This is a genomic window from Tibeticola sp. (genome assembly GCF_022759015.1).
Lineage (GTDB): Bacteria > Pseudomonadota > Gammaproteobacteria > Burkholderiales > Burkholderiaceae_C > Tibeticola > Tibeticola sediminis.
Genome location: NZ_JAEMQB010000002.1, coordinates 1 through 18579 on the forward strand (window position 1 = coordinate 1; position 18579 = coordinate 18579).

An 18579-nucleotide genomic window follows, 5' to 3' on the forward strand; every position below is an offset into this window, starting at 1 on the left:
CCAAACCACCCCGACCGTCATGGCGCTGCGCACGACGATGGCGCCCACCGTTCCCCAGACGATGGCCCGGCGCTGCAGCGCGCTGGGCAGGGTGCGCGCCGCCAGCGCGATGACGATGGCGTTGTCTCCGGCCAGGACGAGGTCGATCAGAACGATGGTGAGCAGAGCGGACCACCATGCTGCGGAGAACAGATCCAACAAGGTCACTTCCAATTCAGAGGCGCTGCAACAAGGCCGCCAATGATAGGTCGAGCAGGACGGATGGGAGCGGCTGGGTGCGCCCGTGGTGGTCGGCGGCCCAAATCCCCACGCTCGGCGGGTCGATCCTTCGTCGACTACGATCATCGCACCGAAAGGGGAGTAGCGAGCCTGGGCGGCGGGGGATGACCCGAAGCCCGGGCGCAGAGGTCCCGTCAGCACGTCGGTCCGGGCAACCCAGCGTTGCCGCAAGGAGCCGTCCGGGTTCTGCAGAGTATGAAGCCTCCCGCAAGACCTTTTGGTGCTTAGGCAACGCTGAATCAGTTCCCGCGATGGCGCATCCCGGCTGCGGGCGGTCCGCTTCGTTGCAAATCCTCGCCATAGCTCCGGCTATGGCTGCGGTTTGCGCCTCGCATCCCATCCCGCGGCCGGGATGCGCCATCGCGGGAACTGATTCAGCGTCGCCCTAAAATCGAAAACCATGGCCGAGATTCACATCGCCGACCTCGAAGCCGCGATCAACTGGTGGCGGGAGCGCGCGCCGGCCGGTGACGGTCTGAGCCTCGCGCCGCCGCTGCAGGCGCTGGCCGAACTTTATGGACGTCTCGTCTGGGCGCGCGCGATCACCGTGCCGCCCGAGGCTTTCAGCGCCGAGGCCTGGGATGCATGGCTGGCCTGGTACGAGACCACGCCGGACACACCGTGCATTGCCATCTGCTCGACCAGCCAGGGGGATGCGGTGTGCAAAGGCTGCGGCCGCAGCTTCGATGAGGTGCAGCACTGGCCGGCTTTCTCGCCAGCGCAAAAGCGCGCCGTCTGGCGCCGCATCAGCGCCGAGGGCAGCGCCTGGCGCTTCAACCGCTACGCCGAGCGGTCGGCTGTTGGCGGTGCGAGTGCTTCAAAATAAGTAGCTTTATCTGACCGTTTGGCGCTGGGGTACGGCCAGAAATCCTCGAAAACCGGCGCCCAGGCTGCCCTTGCGGCTGCTGCGGGCGCATTCAGCAGGCCACGGGCGGCCGTATCGTTCACTTCCAGCGCGTGAGCGCGAGTTCGACGTGATGGGCGCCGTCCGAGAGCGCGAGGGCGTCCTCCTGCACCGTGGCCTGCAGCTGCATGCTGCGCTGCGCGAGCGCGCCGAGCGCACGCACGGCCAGCGCGTCCAGGCGCCAGACCTGCAGCCGGTCGAGCCGCGCGAGCTTGCCTTCGATGCCGCGCCACCAGACCTCGGCGGCCGGTGCAAACGCATAGACGACGACCGCATCGGCTTTTTGGCAGGCCTTGACGAGCGGCTTGTCCTCGGGCTGGCCGACCTCGATCCACAGGCGCTTGCGACCGGTGAAGTCCGTCAGCGACACATCGGGGTCGTCCGGGTCGGAGAGTCCTGCGCCAAAGGCGAGCGTGCCGTCGCCGTGGCACAGCGCCTGCAGCTGCCAGGCGTTGAGCGCGAGCGCGGCCAGCCGCACCATCATGCGCTCGTCGGTTTCGCTCGGGTGCCGCGCCAGTGTCAGCGCATGGTCGGCGTAGTAGCCGTGGTCGATGTCGGCCACGGCGACCTGCGCCTTGAAGATGGTGGATTTGAGCGCCATGGCAGACTCGCCGGTTCAAAAAAAGGAGCAACAACTCACCGGATGGCGCCGGGGCGCTGCGGATGGGGTCAGAAAAACAGCCGGGCGAGGCCGTCCCGGCCCTCTCAGCCTCTCAGACCCGCCGCGCCAGCTCGGCCGCCTTGCCCACGTAGCGCGCGGGCGTGAGCGCGAGCAGCCGCGCCTTCTCGGCCTCGGGAATGTCGAGCGAGCGGATCAGCGCGTGCAGTGCCTCGGCCGTGACGGTCTTGCCGCGGGTGACTTCCTTGAGCTTTTCGTAGGCGCCCGGCACACCGAAGCGGCGCATGACCGTCTGGATGGGCTCGGCGAGCACCTCCCACGAGGCGTCGAGGTCGGCCGCCAGCGCCTCCTCGTTGAGTTCGAGCTTGTTCAGGCCCGTGAGCAGCGACTGGTAGGCCAGCACCGCATAGCCCAGCGCCACGCCCATGTTGCGCAGCACCGTGGAGTCGGTCAGGTCGCGCTGCCAGCGCGAGATCGGCAGCTTCTCGGAGAGGTGGCGCAGCAAGGCGTTGGCCAGTCCGAGATTGCCCTCGGCATTCTCGAAGTCGATCGGGTTGACCTTGTGCGGCATGGTCGAGGAGCCGATTTCGCCCGCTTTGAGCTTTTGCTTGAAGTAGCCCAGGCTCACATAGCCCCAGATGTCGCGCGCGAGGTCGATCAGGATGGTGTCGGCGCGCGCCACCGCATCGAACAGCTCGGCCATGTAGTCGTGCGGCTCGATCTGGATGCTGTAGGGCTGGAAGTTCAGCCCCAGGCCCAGCGGCTCGGGGGTTTCGACCACCTTGCGGCTGAACGCCTCCCAGTCGAAGTCCGGCCAGGCTGCCAGGTGCGCGTTGTAGTTGCCCACGGCGCCGTTCATCTTGGCGAGGATCTTCACGCCGGCAATGCGCTCGATCGCCGCGTGCAGCCGCACCGCCACGTTCGCCAGCTCCTTGCCGACGGTGGTGGGACTGGCCGTCTGGCCGTGGGTGCGGCTGAGCATGGGCACTTCGGCGTAGGCATGCGCCATCTCGCGCAGCTTGAACAGGATGCGGTCGAGCGCAGGCAGCAGCACCAGATCGCGCGCGCAGCGCAACTGCAGCGCATGCGCGGTGTTGTTGATGTCCTCGCTGGTGCAGGCGAAATGCACGAACTCCGCGGCGCGCTCGAGCTCGGGGCGGGCCTCGAACTTGGACTTGAGCCAATATTCGACCGCCTTGACGTCATGGTTCGTGGTCTTCTCGATCTCCTTGATCGCCAGCGCATCGGCGGTCGAAAAATTCTTCACCAGGCCCAGCAGATAGGTGCGCGCGCCGGGCGAGAGTGGCTTGAACTCGGCGAACCCGGCGTCGGACAGCGCAATGAACCACGCCACTTCGACCTGAACGCGGCGGTGCATATAGCCCTGCTCGCTCATGAGGGGGCGCAGGGCAGAGAGCTTTTCGGCATAGCGGCCGTCGAGCGGCGACAGGGCGGTCACGGGTTCGAGATTCATGGGCCCAATTGTAGGCACCGCCGCCCTCGACCCCGGCGGCGCGCCCCCCGTCAGCCCGGCGCAGGTTCGCTGGCTAGAATGGACCGGCCGAACGCAGCAGCCCTGCCGCAGCCAACCCCAGCGACCGAACGAAGCGAGCGACATGAAACTCATCGGATCCCTCACCAGCCCCTACGTCCGTAAGGTGCGTATCGTCATGGCGGAGAAAAAACTGGACTATCAGCTCGTCACCGAGGATGTCTGGTCGGCCGAGACGCACATCCACGACTACAACCCGCTGGGCAAAGTGCCCTGCCTCGTCATGGAAGGGGGTGAGGCCGTATTCGATTCGCGCGTCATCGTCGAATACCTCGACACGCTCTCGCCCGTCGGCAAGCTCATTCCGCCCAATGGCCGCGAGCGCGCCGAAGTCAAGACCTGGGAGGCGCTGGCCGACGGGCTGCTCGACGCCGCCATCCTCGCGCGCCTCGAAGCCACCTGGCCCGGCCGCACCGACGCGCAGCGCAGCGTCGCATGGATCGAGCGCCAGCTGGGCAAGGTCCGCGCGGCGCTCAAGGCCATGAGCCTGGGGCTCGGGGACAAGCCCTACTGCAGCGGGGTGCACTTGAGCCTGTCGGACATCGCGGCCGGCTGTGCGCTCGGCTACCTGGATTTCCGCTTCCCGGAAATGACCTGGCGCTCAGACTATCCCAACCTGCACAAGCTCTACGACAAGCTCATGCAGCGGCCGAGTTTCATCGATACCCGCCCGCCGTGCTGATGAGTTATGCCCTAGGCCGCCTGCGTGGGCACGCGCGGCGCCAAGGCGCACATCAGCTCGTAGCCGACCGTGCCCGCGGCGGCAGCCACTTCGTCGATCGGCAGCCAGGTGCCGCGGCTCGACCGTCCCCAGAGCGTGACTTCACTGCCCAGGCCTGCCTCGGGCACGGGGCCGAGGTCGATGGCCAGCATGTCCATGCTGACCCGACCGACCGTGCGGCAGCGGACCCCGTCGACCAGCACCGGCGTTCCGGTCGGGCACAGGCGCGGATAGCCGTCCGCGTAGCCGCAGGCGGCAATGCCGATGCGCATGGGCTGGGGTGCGGTGAAGGTCGAGCCATAGCCCACGCTGTCGCCCGCCACGAGGTCTTGCGTGGCAATCAGGCGCGTGGCGAGCGTCATCGTCGGTTGCAGGCCCCAATGGACGATGCCGTGCTCGGGATGATCCGGCGCGCTTCCATAAACCGCGATCCCCGGGCGCACCCAGTCGGCCACCACCGCAAGGCGCCCCGCATGGGTGACGAGTGCGTCGCCCGAATGGCGCAGCAGCGCCGCGCTGTTCGATAGGCTGCGCTCGCCGGGCAGGTCGGCCGTGACGGCGGCGAAGAGCGCGATTTGCTCAGCGATGCCGCGCGGGCCGTCGGCATCGCTGAAATGCGTCATGAGCGTGATTTCCTCGACCTGGGGCAGCGCGTTGAGGCGTGTCCAGGCCCCGCGGTAGCGCGCGGGTTTGAACCCGAGGCGGTTCATGCCGGAATTCATTTTCAAAAACACCCGGTGCGGGCGCTGCGTCTTGTGCATCGCCAGCATGTCGATCTGGGCCTCGCAGTGCACGACATGCCAGAGGTCCAGGCGCGAGCACAGCTCCAGATCGCGCGGCTCGAACACCCCTTCGAGCAGCAAGATGGGGCCGCGCCACCCCAGAGCGCGCACCCGCTCGGCCTCGTCGAGGTCGAGCAAGGCAAAGCCGTCGGCGGCGCGTAGCCCTTCGTAGACGCGCTCGATTCCATGGCCGTAGGCGTTGGCTTTGACGACGGCCCAGACGCGGGCGTCGCCGGCTGCGAGGCGTGCGCGTGCGAAGTTGTGCCGTAGGGCTTCGGTGTGAATGGTGGCTGAGATGGGGCGTGGCATGGCGTACGGATTTTGGCACCGCGCGCGGGACGATCGATTCGGGGTGCGTGATATAACCCGGCGTCGTTTTCCGGCAGACGCAGGGCCTCCAGCCCAGGGCGCATCTGTCCTCACCCCCGATCGATGCAGGCATCAGCGCCGCTGGTGCGCAGGACGCAGGAGCTCATGAAGCGCGGCTTTTACACCATCATGGCGGCGCAGTTTTTCAGTTCGCTGGCGGACAACGCTTTGTTCGTTGCGGCCGTGGAACTGCTCAAGACCAGCGGCGGAGCCGAGTGGCAACGCGCGGCCCTGGTGCCGATGTTTGCGCTCTTCTACGTCATTCTTGCGCCCTTCGTGGGTGCCTTCGCCGACGCGCGCCCCAAAGGCCAGGTCATGTTTCTCAGCAACGGGGTCAAGGTCCTCGGTTGCCTGATGATGCTGTTTGGCTCGCACCCTTTGCTGGCCTATGCGGTCGTGGGCTTGGGCGCTGCAGCCTATTCCCCGGCGAAGTACGGCATCTTGACCGAGTTGCTGCCGGCATCCCAGCTCGTCAAGGCCAACGGCTGGATCGAGGGCCTGACGATTGCGTCGATCATCCTCGGCGTGCTGGTCGGCGGCCAACTCGTCGGGCCGCACGTCTCGGGGCTGCTGCTGCGCGTGGACCTGCCGCTGATCGACACCGGAATCGACACGCCCGCGCAGGCCGCGATCGCGGTGCTCATCGGCTTTTACGCCTTGGCCGCCTGGTTCAACACGCGCATCCCCCGCACGGGCGTGGCCATGCGCCCCATGCCGCAGCGCAGCTTGATGTTGCTGCCCGATTTCTGGCGTTGCAACCTGCTGTTGTGGCGCGACAAGCTCGGCCAGATTTCGCTGGCGACGACCACGCTGTTTTGGGGCGTCTCGGGCAACCTGCGCTACATCGTGCTGGCCTGGGCTGCTGCGGCGCTCGGCTACGGCACGACCCAAGCCTCGGCACTCGTCGGTGTGGTGGCCATCGGCACGGCGGTCGGCGCCGTGGCCGCTTCGCTGCGTTGCCGGCTGGAGATGGCGCCGCGGGTCATGCCTTTGGGCATCCTGATGGGCGTGCTCGTGATTGCGATGAACTTCATCACGAATGTCTGGGTGGCGGTGCCCTTCTTGATCGTGCTGGGCGGCTTGGGCGGGTTCATGGTGGTTCCGATGAATGCTTTGCTGCAGCACCGTGGACACAACCTCATGGGCGCGGGCCGCTCGATCGCCGTGCAAAACTTCAACGAGCAGGCGGCCATCCTGGGCATGGGGGCGCTCTATAGCCTGTTCACTGGGCTGGGTCTTTCGGCGTTCGGCGCCATCACCGGCTTTGGGCTGGTGGTCGCCGGCAACATGTGGCTCATCTACCGCTGGCACGCGCGCAATCTCCGTGAACACCCCGAGGAGGTGGCGCGCCTGATGGCCATGGCTCGCTGCGACAAACTTCATGGATGAACGCGGCCGCGCGGCCGCGGCGCTGCTGTTCAACGCGCTCGTCTGGGGGCTTTCGTGGCTGCCGTTCCGGACCCTGTATGAACGGGGCTGGCATCCATTGGCCGCCACGGCGCTCGTTTATGGCGCCATCGTTGCGGGCTTGCTGATCTGGCGGCCCGGCCTGCTCGCGGGTTTGGTCCGCAACCGCTCGCTGGGGTGGCTGGCGCTCGCGTCTGGCCTGACCAACGCCTGTTTCAACTGGGCGGTGACGGTGGGCGACGTGGTTCGCGTCGTGTTGCTGTTCTATCTCATGCCGGCATGGTCGATTCTGTTCGCTTGGTGGCTGCTGGGGGAGAGGCCGGACCGATGGGCGCTGGCCCGCTTGCTGCTGGCCCTGGCGGGCGTGGTGCTCGTCTTGAAGCCGCCCGAAGCACCATGGCCTCTGCCGTCGAGTCTGTCGGATGTGCTGGCCATTCTGGGCGGCGCGAGCTTTGCTTTGACCAACGTCTTGTTGCTGCGCTGGCGCTCGCAGCCCGATGATTTGCGGGCGTTTTCGATGTTTTTCGGCGGAACGCTCGTGGCCGCGCTGTCGGCGGCGGCGCTTGGCTCAGCGGTGGTTCCGGCGTCGTTCGAGGGCGTGCGTGCCGCTGCACCTTGGGCCCTGGCCTTGGGGTTGGGCCTGCTCGCGGGCAATGCGGCGTTGCAATACGGTGCCGCGCGGCTGCCGGCGCAAGCCACGGCGCTCATCATGCTCTCGGAAGTGGTGTTTGCGAGCGCTTCGGCCCTCTGGCTCCATGCAGCCGCTTGGGAGGCGCGAACCTTGCTGGGTGGGGCGCTCGTGCTGGCCGCCGCGGTGGCCGCATGGGTGCGGCCTCGGGCGGTTTGAGCTTTGCCTTAGGTTCGACGGGCTGCAGCCGCCGTTTTGAGCCAGCGTTTAAGCTGCGGCAAATCACCCGGCAGCGCCAGCCAGGCGTCGCAGCCCATGGCGCGCGCGAGCCAAGCCCGCAGCGGTGCGCGCCGATCGGAAAACACCAGGAGCGGCATCGTCGCCCGGGATGAGCCCCGGCGCAGCTGACGGCACAGGCCGAAAACACGGCTCCCGAAAAAGGCTTCATCGAGCAGGAGGGCCTCTGGTCCACCCTGGTCGATCTGGTGCTGCAAGGCCACGCCATCACCGGCGACGAACACGACATAACCGGTCCGCTCGAGGCTCTTGGCGAGCGCGCTTTGCGCGAGACGGGCGGCTCCGCCGAACACGATGCGGCGCCGGGTCGGCTCGGGAGTGGCGGGTTCAGGGGCTGTATCCGCGGTTGCCGTCTGCGCGAGTTCGGGCAGCGTGAGGCGGATCGGGCCCGACCGGGCGGGCGTGCCAGCGGGCGCGGCTTGAGCCTCGCGCCACAGCAGCAGGCTGGCTTCGTCGATGCGGTCGGCCGAGACGCTCGGTGCTGGGGCGGACGGGTTCGGCTCGATCGCGTCGACCTCGGAGGGCGAGAACGGGCGCGTCGCTGGAAAGCCCGACTCCGGCGCGCGCGTGTCGGTGGCTGGTTCTCCCGAGTGGGACAAGGGGGCGAAGGGCTGCGTGGCCAGGAATGCGCGCTGCGAGCCCGAGTCGGCGTGCCCGGCGGACGGGGGCTCGGGCAACTCATCCCAAAGGGTGATGGCGCGGGTTTCTTCGGTGCGCAGTTCCGCTTGCGCATCCGCGGGCCCGAATTCTTTCAGCACCGCCTCGAGGCTTTCGATCGTCAGGGGGCGACGCAGAACCGGCCAGCGGCCGTGCGGCGTCCCGCCGATCAGCACGACGGACTGGAGGGCGTGGAGTTCGCGCTCGACCGAGTGCAGCGTGGCTGGGTCGTCGCCGTTGACCACGATCAGGTCGGCTTCGGCCAGGCTCGGTGCCAGCGCAAAGGCCCGGTTGTGGTGCATCAGCGCGATGAGGGGTAGCCGGTCGATGGGGGCAAGGCCGACGAGGGCCAGACGGGTGGGATCCATGCGACTCATTATTCGCATGGGCCAAGGCTTGTCCAGGGTCATTGCGCGGTTTGCCGTCCAAGCCAGCGCACTTTCGTGAACAATCTCCCGAATCAGCGCTCAGGCCAAGCCGAACTCGTCGCCCGAGGAGCGGCAAGCGGCGGTTCAGCGTTGCCCTCAACCCCACAGGAAAGGCTCATCGACATGACGAAGCTGACGGATTTCGAGGTCGAATCGATCAACGGAGAACGCATCCCTCTCTCCCGCTACGCGGGTCAAGTGGTGTTGGTCGTCAATACGGCCAGCGCTTGTGGATTCACGCCGCAGTTCGCAGGACTGCAGCGGCTCTACGAAAAATATGGTCCCAAGGGCTTCGTGGTGCTGGGTTTTCCCTGCAACCAATTTGGCGGACAGGACCCGGGTTCGGCCGAGGAAATCGCGACCTTTTGCACGCGCAACTTTGGCGTGACGTTCCCGATGATGGCCAAGGTCGAGGTCAATGGGCCGAACGCGCATCCGCTGTTCGAATGGCTCAAGGAGCAGGCCCCTGGTTTGCTTGGAAGCCGCGCGATCAAGTGGAACTTCACGAAGTTCCTGGTCGGCAAAGACGGGCAGGTGATCCGGCGCTACGCGCCGACCGACGCGCCCGAGACGCTGGAGCGCGACATCGAGGCGGCTTTGGCTGCGTGAGGCGCGCGGCGCTTATTCAGCGTTGGCTGTGCGCTGCTGACGGCGTTGCCGGGCGCGGCTGATGGTGGTGCCCGCCTCGTCGAGCGTCAGTCCGTACATGTCGGCAAAGTCGGCGAGGGTGGCGGCGCTGGCTTCGAAGGCGCGCAGCAGCGCCTCGTCCCGGGCCGCTCGCTGACCGACTTCGGCCAGGGCGGCTTCGAGGGCCGCCTGTTCGGCCTCCGACTTTCCACGCAGTTCGTCCCAGCCCTCGAGGGTGGTCCGCCCCGAAGCTTCGATGATCTCGACGAGCTGACGATGAAGTTTGGCCGTCGCATCACCTTCGGGCTCGCGTCCGGTGGCGCGTCGCACGCACTCGAGCAGCGCATGGATCTGATGTTCCGGTGCGGTCGGCTCGGCAAAGCTGCCATCGAGGTCGAGGCGCGGCGCCCCCGAAGCGACGGCCCGCAGGTAGCGCGTGCTGCGCGTGTGCAGCGCGAGCGCCGCTTTGAGTTCGGGCGCAGAGAGCTCCGGGTGCAGGCGCATCAGGTCGTGAAAGATCCCCCGCTTGAGCGGCCGGGCCACCGGCCCGAAGACGGCCGGGTGCCACGCAGCGAGCTGTTCCAGCAGCGGATGACGTCGCGGTGCCGCACCACGCCTGGGCTTGCGCGACCCGCTGCGCGCGGCTGTTGGCGTGCTCGAGACCGGCTCCTGGGCGGTGGACGAGCGGGGCGTGGCAGAAACTTCGGTCATGGGGCGAGTCGTCGTTGCATCGGGGCTGGGATCATGCCAGAAGGTCTGCGTCCGCCCGCGATGCCGGGCGCGCCAGCCATTCGTCGAGGACTTCGACCCAATGCCGCACCGGCACGGGCGCTGCGGCCTGCAGGTGCGTGATGCAGCCGATGTTCGCGCTGACGATGGTCTCGGCCGGCACGGCGGCGAGCCGGGCCAGTTTGCGGTCGCGCAGCTGCAGCGACAGTTCGGGCTGAAGCACGCTGTAGGTTCCCGCCGAGCCACAGCACAGATGCGATTCCGCTGGCAGCTCGACCTGGAAGCCCAGCGCCGTCAAATGCGTCTCGACGCCACCTTTGAGCTGTTGCCCGTGCTGCAGCGTGCAGGGCGGGTGGTAGGCCAGGCGCGGCGCAGCGGCGCGGATACCCGCCACCGCTTGCGGCGCGCGCTCGCTCAGGAGCGCGACCATTTCGGGCAGCAGTTCGGACAAGTCGCGCGTGAGGGCGCTGATGCGCGCGGCGCGCTCCGCGTAGGCCGGGTCGTGCTGTAGGTGATGCCCATATTCCTTGACGGTCACGCCGCAGCCCGAGGCATTCATGACGATGGCTTCGACGCTGCCGGCTTCGACCTGCGGCCACCAGGCATCGATGTTGGCCCGCATGTGCGCGAGGCCTCCTTGTTGGTCGTTGAGGTGGAACTTCACCGCGCCGCAGCAGCCCGCTTCACGCGCGATGAGCGTCTGGATGCCGCAGGCGTCGAGCACGCGCGCGGTGGCGCTGTTGATGTTGGGCTGCATCGCCGGTTGCACACAACCGGCGAGCATCAGCACTTTGCGCGGGTGCTCCCGTGTCGGCCAGGCACCCGCGTCCTGCGGCGCTGGCACCTTGGCCTTGAGCGTCGCGGGCAACAGGCCGCGTACCCGTTGGCCGAGCTTCATCGCTGGGCCAAACAGGGGTGAGGTCAGGCCTTCCTTGAGCGCCCAGCGCAACAGCCGCTCGCCCGTGGGCCGCGGCACCTGTTCTTCCACGATCTGTCGGCCAATGTCGACGAGATGCCCGTATTGCACGCCGCTCGGGCAGGTGCTCTCGCAGTTGCGGCAGGTCAGGCAGCGGTCGAGATGCAGCTGGGTTTTGCGCGTGGGTGCCGCGCCTTCGAGGACCTGCTTGATGAGGTAGATGCGGCCGCGCGGGCCGTCGAGCTCGTCGCCGAGCAATTGGTAGGTCGGGCAGGTCGCGGTGCAAAAGCCGCAATGCACGCATTTGCGCAGGATCGCCTCGGCCTCGCGGCCTTCGGGGGTGGCGGCGTATTGAGGGGCTAGTTGGGTTTGCATGGTGCAGCCTCTCAGACCGGGGCGGCCATCGGTCCAGGGTTGAAGATGCCCGCTGGGTCGAACGCTTCCTTGATGCGGCGGTGGATGCGATCCAGCGGGGGGCTTAGAGGCTCAAAACGCTCATTCGCCAGCACGAATTGGTCTTCTGGTGCTATGGATAGCGTAGCGTGTCCGCCCAGCCGATGGGCGATGTCGCGCAGCGCGCCGCCGGCTTGCAGGGGGGCGAGCACCCAGCGCTGGGCACCGTGCCACTCGATCAGCGCGGGGCCGGCTTGGCCTGGGACGTGCGGCGTCTCGGGTGCGGTTTGGGGCAGCGAGAGCCGCCAAAGCGCAAGAGCGGCATCCCGCTGCGCGAACCAAGCGTGGTTCTGGTCCCGAATCGAGGTCCAGAATTCAGCCGCCACGTCCGGCGCGATGCGTTCGCCGCCGATGCTTCGGCAGGCCGATTCGACGGCGGCACTGGCGCCCCGAAGCCGCAGCCACAACTGCCCATGCCCGCGGGCGTCGAGTCGCCAGACGCTGGCGTTGAGCGGCAGCGGCTGCGCGCCCCAACGGTGGAGCTGCTCGAGCGCGTCGGCCTGGGTGAGTTCGAGCGCGAGCGTCGCCTCCGCCGGCGGCGTCGGCAGGACCTTGAGGCTGACCTCGGCCAGGATGCCGAGGCTGCCCCAACTGCCGGCGAGCAGCCGCGAGACGTCATAGCCCGCGACGTTCTTCATCACCGTGCCGCCAAAGCGCAGCAGTTCGCCTTGGCCGTTGATCATCTGCACCCCGAGCACGTAGTCGCGCACGGCGCCCACGTTCGCGCGGGCCGGGCCGCTCAAGCCCGCGGCGACCATGCCGCCCACCGTGCCGCCGGGGGCAAAGCGCGGCGGCTCGAACGGCAGGTACTGCCCGCGCTCGGCAAGCGTCGCTTCGACCGTCTCGAGCGGTGTGCCGCCGAGCACGCTCACGACCAGCTCGGTCGGCTCATACGAAACGATGCCGCTCAAAGGGCGCAGGTCGAGTGCAGTTTGTCCGGGCGGCGCGGGCATGCGGCTAGCTTTGGTGCCGCCGCCGACGATGGCGAGCGGTGTACGTTGTGCAGCCGCCTCGCGGACGGCATGGATCAGGTTGTCGAGCTCAGGGTGGACCATGCCGCCTATGGTACGGGGGCGACCGGCGCCGGGGCTGAATTTTTTGAACCGTGGTCGTGCGCCTTTTTGGAATCGATGGCGATGCAGCGAACGAAAAAAGGCCCGCCGAAGCGGGCCAAAACCTTGAGGAGACAACCTGCCGGGAGATCGACAGGCCGCAGCGGGGCAGGGTTCCACTGCGGCCGAGGGGCTCAACGGTTGTAGGCGGTTTCGCCGTGCGCGGTGATGTCCAGACCCTCGCGCTCCTCTTCTTCCGACACCCGCAGGCCGATGGTGAGGTCCACGATCTTGTAGGCCACGAAGGACACGACGCCGGACCAGACCACGGTCAGCAGCACGGCCTTGGCCTGCGTCCACACCTGACTTGCGATCGAGTAGTCGGCTGCCGTCACGACGGTGCCCGTGACCCAGTCGGCCACAAAGCCGGGGCCGCCGAGCGCCGGGCTGTTGAACACACCGGTGAGCAGAGCACCCAGGATGCCGCAGACCCCATGCACGCCGAACACGTCGAGCGAGTCGTCCGCGCCCAGCAGTTTCTTGAGGCCATTGACGCCCCACAGCCCGGCAAAGCCTGCCAACAGGCCGATGATCAGCGCACCGCCGATACCGACGTTGCCCGCGGCCGGCGTGATCGCCACGAGGCCTGCGACGGCACCCGAAGCGGCACCCAGCATCGAGGCTTTGCCGCGCATCAGCGCCTCACCCGCGCACCAGGCGAGCACGGCTGCGGCCGTCGCCCCGAAGGTGTTGATGAAAGCCAGTGCCGCGGTGCCGTTGGCTTCCAGGGCGGAGCCGGCGTTGAAGCCGAACCAGCCCACCCACAGCAGCGAGGCGCCCACCATGGTCAGCGTCAGGCTGTGCGGCGCCATCGCCTCTTTGCCGTAGCCAATGCGCTTACCCACCATGAAGGCCCCGACCAGGCCCGCCACCGCGGCGTTGATGTGCACCACGGTGCCGCCCGCAAAGTCGAGCGCACCCCACTGCCAGATCAGGCCCGCCTTGGCATTGAGGCTGTCGACGGCGTTGGCCGCTGTGTAGGCATCCGGCCCCATCCAGAACCAGACCATGTGCGCGATCGGCGCATAGCTGAAGGTGAACCAGATCGCCATGAACAGCAGCACGGCGGAGAACTTCATGCGCTCGGCGAACGAGCCCACGATCAGCGCGCAGGTGATGCCGGCGAAGGTGGCCTGGAAGGCAGCGAACACGATTTCCGGAATCACCACGCCCTTGCTGAATGTGGCGGCATTGGCAAATGTGCCCGTGGTGTTGTCCCAGACGCCTTTCATGAACAGCCGGTCGAAGCCGCCGATGTAGGCGCTGCCCTCGGTGAACGCGAGGCTATAGCCGTAGATGAACCACAGCACCACGATCAGCGAGAAGGTGACCATCACCTGCATCAGCACCGACAGCATGTTCTTGCTGCGCACCAGGCCGCCGTAGAACAGCGCCAGGCCGGGCACCGTCATCATGATGACGAGCAGCGTGGCCACCATCATCCAGGCGGTGTCGCCCTTGTTGGGTACGGGCTCGGGTGCCTTGGCTTCGGCTGCGGCTGCCGCGGGTGCGGCCGCAGCGGCGGGGGCTGCAGCGGCAGCCGGCGCATCGGCGGGCTTGGCTTCTGCGGCAGGTGTCTCGGCCGAAGCCGCTGCCACCGGGCTGGCCGGCGCTGCTGGTGTTTGCGCCCAGGCCGTTGCGCCGAGCAGCAGACCCAAGCCCAGGGTGAGGGAGGCGAGTAATCGTTTCATGGGAGTGTCCTCAGATCAGAGTTTCAAAGGGCGCCTTCGCCCGTCTCACCGGTGCGGATGCGGATGACCTGCTCGAGCGCGGAGATGAAGATCTTTCCGTCGCCGATGCGGCCGGTGCGTGCCGCACCTTCAATGGCTTCGATGGCGCGGTCGACCAAGGCTTCGGGCACGGCGGCTTCGACCTTGACCTTGGGCAGAAAGTCGACGACGTATTCGGCACCGCGGTAGAGCTCGGTGTGGCCTTTCTGGCGTCCGAAGCCTTTGACTTCGGTGACCGTGATGCCCTGCACGCCGATGCCCGAGAGCGCTTCGCGCACCTCGTCGAGCTTGAACGGCTTGATGATGGCGGTGATGAGTTTCATGGGTCCTCCGGTGGGGGCAGGTCAGAAGCTGTACTTCAGGCCCAGCACCAGGGCGTTGCGGCCCGTGAACTTGCCGCTGGGCGTGAAATAGACCGTCTTGTCGGCGTCGGTGCCCACGGCGGCCACGGTGCCGGTGAGGCCATTGCCGAAATCCTTCGCCAAGGTCAGCGACCAGTCGGTGTACGAACCGGCGCTGAAGTTCTTGATGCGCTGGTGGCCCACGTGCGGGGTGAGCGTCATGCCGTTGCCCAGGTCGACGGCAGCGCTCAGGTCGAGGTAGCCGCTGTTCTTGCTGTTGGGCGTGCCGAACAGGTTGGAGACGCTGTGCGAATACTTGGCCGTGAACATGCCGTAGGTCAGCGCGCCGTAAAGCTCGTCGGTGTTGGCATTCGCGCCGGTGACATCCTTGAGCTTGTTGCTCGGATATTCATAGCGCAGATAGCCCACGTCGAAGCCGAGGTCCTTGGCGATCTCGCCCTTGTAGCCGGCATAGAGGTCGAGTTCCATCGAACCCTTGCTGGCGCCCGCGTCCTTGATCCACTTGATCGTCGAGGCCCAGGCGCCGACGTAGAACCCGCTCTTGTGGCTGAAGTCGATGCCGCCTTGCAGCGCCGGGTCGAGGCGCGACTGCGAGATGCCGCGGTAACGATAGTCCGTCACGACGCCCACGTTGTAGCCGAGCGTGTACTCCGGCGCGGGGGCGGTGGCCTGCGCGAAGGCCGGGGTGGCGGCGAGCAGCGTCGCGGCGGAAGCGAGAACCAGCGGAAGGGTGCGTTGCATCATGATGAACTCCTGAGAGGGGCGTGAAAAAGAAAGGGCTCGCGGTCGTATGAGCACAAGCCGTGCCAGGTCGCAGAAAGCCAACATTCGCGCCCCTATCGGGCGCGATTGGGCTAATATGACTGTATGAATCAACAGTGCGCCTCGATTCGGTGCATCCGCTGGCGATGCGGCGGATGTTTTGCGCCCCAAAACGGGGCCTGCGTCCGATGAGTCTTGCTTTGGTGCAAAGCCGGGCCTTACTCGGCCTCGACGCGGCGGCGGTGACCGTCGAAGTTCATCTGGCCAACGGCTTGCCGAGCTTCACCTTGGTGGGGCTGGCCGATGTCGAGGTCAAGGAAGCGCGGGAGCGGGTGCGTTCGGCCTTGCAGAACGCTGGCCTCGAATTCCCGCACAACAAGCGCATCACGGTGAACCTCGCCCCCGCGGATCTGCCCAAGGACTCGGGCCGTTTCGATCTGCCGATCGCGCTGGGCATCCTCGCCGCCAGCGGCCAGATCGACGCCGCGCGGCTCGCCGGCCATGAATTCGCGGGCGAGCTTTCGCTCTCCGGCGAACTGCGCCCGGTGCGCGGCGCGCTCGCCATGAGCCTGGCGCTGCATCGTCAACAGGTGCCGGCCCGCTTGGTGTTGCCGCCCGGCAGCGCCGAGGAGGCCGCCCTGGTGCCCGGCGCCGAGGTGTTCCGCGCGCGGCACCTGCTCGACGTGGTGCGCCGCTTCCGTCCTGTGGACGCCCAGGCCCATGCCGAAGGCACAGGCCCCGCCGCGCCCGAAGCGGCCGAGGGCTGGTGCCGCGTGCAGGCCAGCCCCGCGGTGGCGGCTGCAGCCTACCTCGACCTGGCTGACGTCAAGGGCCAAGCGGCGGCACGGCGTGCATTGGAGATCGCCGCAGCCGGTGGCCACAGCGTGTTGCTGGTTGGGCCGCCGGGCTCGGGCAAGTCCATGCTGGCGCAGCGTTTTGCCGGCTTGCTGCCACCCATGACGGTCGACGAGGCGCTCGAGAGTGCAGCCGTGCTCAGTTTGGCCGGACGCTTCGCGCTCGAGCGTTGGGGGCAGCGGCCCACTGCGGCGCCGCACCATACCGCGAGCGCGGTGGCGCTGGTGGGTGGTGGCTCGCCGCCACGCCCTGGGGAGATTTCACTCGCGCACCAGGGGGTGTTGTTTCTCGATGAGTTGCCGGAATTTCCGCGCGCCGCCCTCGAAGCGCTGCGCGAGCCGCTGGAGACCGGGCAGATCCGCATCGCACGCGCGGCCCGCCGCGCTGAGTTTCCCGCGCGCTTTCAGCTGATCGCGGCCATGAACCCTTGCCCCTGCGGCTGGCTCGGGTCGAGCGTGCGCCATTGCCGCTGCACCCCCGACCAAGTCGCGCGCTACCAGGGCAAGCTCAGCGGCCCGCTGCTCGACCGCATCGACCTGCACGTGGAAGTGCCCGCGCTGCCGGCCGACGCATTGCTCGCCGCGCCTGCGGGCGAGCCGAGCGCCGTGGTGCGCACGCGCTGCATCGCCGCGCAGCAGCGCGCCCTCGAGCGCCAGGGCAAACGCAATCAGGCTTTGCAGGGGCAGGAGCTCGACACGCACCTGCGGCTCGACGCCGCAGCGGCCAAGTTCCTCAACACGGCGGCGGCCCGGCTGGGCTGGAGCGCCCGCTCCGTCCACCGCGCCCTCAAGGTGGCCCGCACCATTGCCGACCTGGCCGGCAGCGAGTCCACCCAGGTCGCCCATGTGGCCGAGGCCATGCAACTGCGGCGGGCGCTGCGCGCCGCGTCTTAGGGCAACGCTGAATCAGTCCTTCGCGCGCCATCGCAGGAACTCATGCAGCGTTGTCTTAAATTCAATAGGGGCGCAAATGCGGGCCGTCGAGCCGCACGGTTTGCCCGGGTTGCCAAGGCGGCGGATCGGCCGTTTCGTAACGGCGCAGGGTGCCGTCGCGCATCCGCACCGTCGTCACCCAGACCGTGCGTGCCGTCACATTCTTTTCGACTTCTTTGCCGACGTAGGCGCCACCGATTGCGCCGCCGATGGTCGCGAGCGTCTTGCCGGTTCCGCCGCCGATCTGATTGCCGAGTAAGCCACCGATGACGGCACCGCCCGCGACCCCGGCGAGGCCGCCTTCGCCTTTACGGCGCTCTTGATGCACCTCTTGCACGACGCCGCAATGCGGGCAGGCCGCTGGGGTGGCGTGCGGCGGTGCAGCCCAAGTCAGGGACAGAGGCGCGAGCGCCATCGAGCCGACAAAGCCGATCGAGAGTGCGACGAGCAGGCGGGGCAGAGGCTGGCGGTTCCAGGTGTTCATGGGTTTCAGGGCGTGTTGGGGTTCATCCTTTGGCGGCATCGCGGTGTCGCGGCCGGGCGGTGGGCCAGGGTCTGCATCGACCTTCCTGCGCGCCGGACCGTGACCTTGAGAGACGACCCTGGATTGTGTCTCCGACCGACCGCGACAGCGCCGTAAACATCGGTAAGAGCTGTGATCGACGCCGAGGCGTTGGGGGCAACGCTGAAAAAGTTGGCCGCGTGCCGTCATGGGGCGGCTTCGCCGCCGCCATAACGTCCCTTCGGCCGGGCGGACGGTTCGGGGTCAACGGGTCCCCCGGGCGCGAACACAGGGGCTGGCGGTGAGCCTCTCAGAGATTCGGCCCCAGCCAGCGTTTGAGTTCTTCGACGGCCACGCCGCTGCGCTGGGCCAGGTCGGCGAGTTGGTCTTCGCCGATGCGGCCGACGTTGAAGTAGGTGCTTTCGGGGTGGCTGAAATAGAAGCCGCTGACGCTGGCAGCCGGAGTCATCGCAAGGCTTTCGGTGAGGCCCATGCCGATTTCATCGCACTGCAGCAGCGCGAACAAGCCGCGCTTGACGCTGTGGTCCGGGCAAGCGGGGTAGCCCGGCGCGGGACGGATGCCTTGGTAGCGCTCTCGGATGAGGTCTTCGAGGCTGAGGTGTTCATCGCTCGCGTAGCCCCACAGGTCGGTGCGTACGCGCCAGTGCAGCCATTCGGCGAAGGCTTCGGCCAGACGGTCGGCGAGCGCCTTGAACAGGATGGCCGAGTAGTCGTCGTGCGCGGCGAGGAATTCCTGCTCTTTCTTCTCGGCGCCAAGGCCAGACGTGACCGCAAACATCCCGATGTAGTCGCCGGCGACGCCACGCGGCGCGATGAAGTCGGCCAGACAACGGCTCGGGCGCATCCGGCCGTCCACCTCTTCCTTGGCCGCTTGCTGCCGCAATCCATACCAGGTCAGCGCGACCTGGGTGCGGCTCTCGTCGGTGTAGATCTCG

At 67.5% G+C, this 18579-nt stretch carries 19 protein-coding genes; 6 read left to right on the forward strand and 13 right to left on the reverse strand.

Annotation, left to right across the window (positions count from 1 at the left end; genetic code table 11):
* On the reverse strand, nt 1-198 hold a 198-nt coding region (locus tag JHC36_RS00145), incomplete at its 3' end, for a TerC family protein (protein WP_503006697.1).
* Nucleotides 199-679: 481 nt separating this feature from the next.
* Between JHC36_RS00145 and JHC36_RS00150 the strand changes: the two genes are divergently transcribed.
* On the forward strand, nt 680-1105 hold the full coding sequence (locus JHC36_RS00150; RefSeq protein WP_287914330.1) for a DUF3717 domain-containing protein: 426 nt from the start codon (nt 680-682) through the stop codon (nt 1103-1105).
* Nucleotides 1106-1223: 118 nt separating this feature from the next.
* Here JHC36_RS00150 and JHC36_RS00155 read toward each other — a convergent pair whose 3' ends face one another.
* Nucleotides 1224-1784, reverse strand: coding sequence for a YaeQ family protein (locus tag JHC36_RS00155; protein ID WP_287914333.1), 561 nt, complete (start codon nt 1782-1784; stop codon nt 1224-1226).
* 112 nt (nt 1785-1896) lie between these two features.
* Nucleotides 1897-3276 (reverse strand): adenylosuccinate lyase, encoded by a 1380-nt coding sequence (gene purB / locus JHC36_RS00160; protein ID WP_287914335.1) that lies wholly within the window; start codon nt 3274-3276, stop codon nt 1897-1899.
* 142 nt (nt 3277-3418) lie between these two features.
* On the opposite strand from purB, the gene JHC36_RS00165 reads away from it, so the two are divergent.
* The gene (locus JHC36_RS00165) at nt 3419-4036 is read left to right on the forward strand and encodes a glutathione S-transferase C-terminal domain-containing protein (RefSeq protein WP_287914338.1); all 618 of its coding nucleotides are present in this window, start codon (nt 3419-3421) and stop codon (nt 4034-4036) included.
* Nucleotides 4037-4047: 11 nt separating this feature from the next.
* Here the strand turns inward: JHC36_RS00165 and alr are convergent, their stop codons facing one another.
* Entirely contained in the window at nt 4048-5166 is a 1119-nt protein-coding gene (gene alr, locus JHC36_RS00170) for an alanine racemase (RefSeq protein ID WP_287914341.1), read from the reverse strand.
* Nucleotides 5167-5331: 165 nt separating this feature from the next.
* Here alr and lplT point away from each other — a divergent pair, with 165 nt between their 5' ends.
* Both lplT and JHC36_RS00180 read left to right on the forward strand, forming a co-directional pair.
* On the forward strand, nt 5332-6615 hold the full coding sequence (gene lplT, locus JHC36_RS00175) for a lysophospholipid transporter LplT (protein ID WP_287914344.1): 1284 nt from the start codon (nt 5332-5334) through the stop codon (nt 6613-6615).
* On the forward strand, nt 6608-7480 hold the full coding sequence (locus JHC36_RS00180; RefSeq protein WP_287914347.1) for an EamA family transporter: 873 nt from the start codon (nt 6608-6610) through the stop codon (nt 7478-7480). The genes lplT and JHC36_RS00180 overlap by 8 nt, the downstream gene beginning before the upstream one ends.
* Before the next feature lie 8 nt (nt 7481-7488).
* On the opposite strand, the gene JHC36_RS00185 is transcribed toward JHC36_RS00180, so the two are convergent.
* Nucleotides 7489-8583: a hypothetical protein gene (locus tag JHC36_RS00185; RefSeq protein ID WP_287914349.1), complete on the reverse strand. Its 1095-nt coding sequence runs from the start codon at nt 8581-8583 to the stop codon at nt 7489-7491.
* Between the two features lie 183 nt (nt 8584-8766).
* Here JHC36_RS00185 and JHC36_RS00190 point away from each other — a divergent pair, with 183 nt between their 5' ends.
* Complete coding sequence (locus tag JHC36_RS00190; protein ID WP_124219140.1) at nt 8767-9252, forward strand: glutathione peroxidase; 486 nt, start codon at nt 8767-8769, stop codon at nt 9250-9252.
* A gap of 12 nt (nt 9253-9264) precedes the next feature.
* Here the strand turns inward: JHC36_RS00190 and JHC36_RS00195 are convergent, their stop codons facing one another.
* From JHC36_RS00195 to JHC36_RS00220, 6 genes are all read right to left on the reverse strand, one after another.
* Entirely contained in the window at nt 9265-9981 is a 717-nt protein-coding gene (locus JHC36_RS00195) for a ProQ/FinO family protein (RefSeq protein WP_287914353.1), read from the reverse strand.
* Between the two features lie 31 nt (nt 9982-10012).
* The gene (glcF, locus tag JHC36_RS00200) at nt 10013-11290 is read right to left on the reverse strand and encodes a glycolate oxidase subunit GlcF (RefSeq protein WP_124219136.1); all 1278 of its coding nucleotides are present in this window, start codon (nt 11288-11290) and stop codon (nt 10013-10015) included.
* An 11-nt stretch (nt 11291-11301) separates the two neighbouring features.
* A complete protein-coding gene (glcE, locus tag JHC36_RS00205) occupies nt 11302-12423 on the reverse strand; it encodes a glycolate oxidase subunit GlcE (protein WP_287914356.1) in 1122 nt (373 codons plus the stop codon).
* Between the two features lie 191 nt (nt 12424-12614).
* On the reverse strand, nt 12615-14171 hold the full coding sequence (locus JHC36_RS00210; protein WP_287914358.1) for an ammonium transporter: 1557 nt from the start codon (nt 14169-14171) through the stop codon (nt 12615-12617).
* A gap of 23 nt (nt 14172-14194) precedes the next feature.
* Complete coding sequence (locus JHC36_RS00215; protein ID WP_287914361.1) at nt 14195-14533, reverse strand: P-II family nitrogen regulator; 339 nt, start codon at nt 14531-14533, stop codon at nt 14195-14197.
* A gap of 21 nt (nt 14534-14554) precedes the next feature.
* Nucleotides 14555-15316, reverse strand: coding sequence for a TorF family putative porin (locus tag JHC36_RS00220; protein ID WP_124219129.1), 762 nt, complete (start codon nt 15314-15316; stop codon nt 14555-14557).
* A 206-nt stretch (nt 15317-15522) separates the two neighbouring features.
* On the opposite strand from JHC36_RS00220, the gene JHC36_RS00225 reads away from it, so the two are divergent.
* Nucleotides 15523-17082: a YifB family Mg chelatase-like AAA ATPase gene (locus tag JHC36_RS00225; RefSeq protein WP_287914363.1), complete on the forward strand. Its 1560-nt coding sequence runs from the start codon at nt 15523-15525 to the stop codon at nt 17080-17082.
* Nucleotides 17083-17143: 61 nt separating this feature from the next.
* Here the strand turns inward: JHC36_RS00225 and JHC36_RS00230 are convergent, their stop codons facing one another.
* Together JHC36_RS00230 and JHC36_RS00235 are read right to left on the reverse strand one after the other, a co-directional pair.
* Entirely contained in the window at nt 17144-17605 is a 462-nt protein-coding gene (locus JHC36_RS00230; RefSeq protein ID WP_281273771.1) for an outer membrane lipoprotein, read from the reverse strand.
* A gap of 328 nt (nt 17606-17933) precedes the next feature.
* Nucleotides 17934-18579, reverse strand: a 646-nt coding sequence (locus tag JHC36_RS00235) for a vitamin B12 dependent-methionine synthase activation domain-containing protein (protein WP_287914370.1), incomplete at its 5' end; no start/stop codon positions are given.

Coding starts and splice junctions, on each gene's coding strand:
- JHC36_RS00150 (WP_287914330.1), top strand. CDS start 680: ATGGCCGAGATTCACATCGCCGACCTCGAAGCCGCGATCAACTGGTGG.
- JHC36_RS00155 (WP_287914333.1), bottom strand. CDS start 1,784: ATGGCGCTCAAATCCACCATCTTCAAGGCGCAGGTCGCCGTGGCCGAC.
- purB (WP_287914335.1), bottom strand. CDS start 3,276: ATGAATCTCGAACCCGTGACCGCCCTGTCGCCGCTCGACGGCCGCTAT.
- JHC36_RS00165 (WP_287914338.1), top strand. CDS start 3,419: ATGAAACTCATCGGATCCCTCACCAGCCCCTACGTCCGTAAGGTGCGT.
- alr (WP_287914341.1), bottom strand. CDS start 5,166: ATGCCACGCCCCATCTCAGCCACCATTCACACCGAAGCCCTACGGCAC.
- lplT (WP_287914344.1), top strand. CDS start 5,332: ATGAAGCGCGGCTTTTACACCATCATGGCGGCGCAGTTTTTCAGTTCG.
- JHC36_RS00180 (WP_287914347.1), top strand. CDS start 6,608: ATGGATGAACGCGGCCGCGCGGCCGCGGCGCTGCTGTTCAACGCGCTC.
- JHC36_RS00185 (WP_287914349.1), bottom strand. CDS start 8,583: ATGGATCCCACCCGTCTGGCCCTCGTCGGCCTTGCCCCCATCGACCGG.
- JHC36_RS00190 (WP_124219140.1), top strand. CDS start 8,767: ATGACGAAGCTGACGGATTTCGAGGTCGAATCGATCAACGGAGAACGC.
- JHC36_RS00195 (WP_287914353.1), bottom strand. CDS start 9,981: ATGACCGAAGTTTCTGCCACGCCCCGCTCGTCCACCGCCCAGGAGCCG.
- glcF (WP_124219136.1), bottom strand. CDS start 11,290: ATGCAAACCCAACTAGCCCCTCAATACGCCGCCACCCCCGAAGGCCGC.
- glcE (WP_287914356.1), bottom strand. CDS start 12,423: ATGGTCCACCCTGAGCTCGACAACCTGATCCATGCCGTCCGCGAGGCG.
- JHC36_RS00210 (WP_287914358.1), bottom strand. CDS start 14,171: ATGAAACGATTACTCGCCTCCCTCACCCTGGGCTTGGGTCTGCTGCTC.
- JHC36_RS00215 (WP_287914361.1), bottom strand. CDS start 14,533: ATGAAACTCATCACCGCCATCATCAAGCCGTTCAAGCTCGACGAGGTG.
- JHC36_RS00220 (WP_124219129.1), bottom strand. CDS start 15,316: ATGATGCAACGCACCCTTCCGCTGGTTCTCGCTTCCGCCGCGACGCTG.
- JHC36_RS00225 (WP_287914363.1), top strand. CDS start 15,523: ATGAGTCTTGCTTTGGTGCAAAGCCGGGCCTTACTCGGCCTCGACGCG.
- JHC36_RS00230 (WP_281273771.1), bottom strand. CDS start 17,605: ATGAACACCTGGAACCGCCAGCCTCTGCCCCGCCTGCTCGTCGCACTC.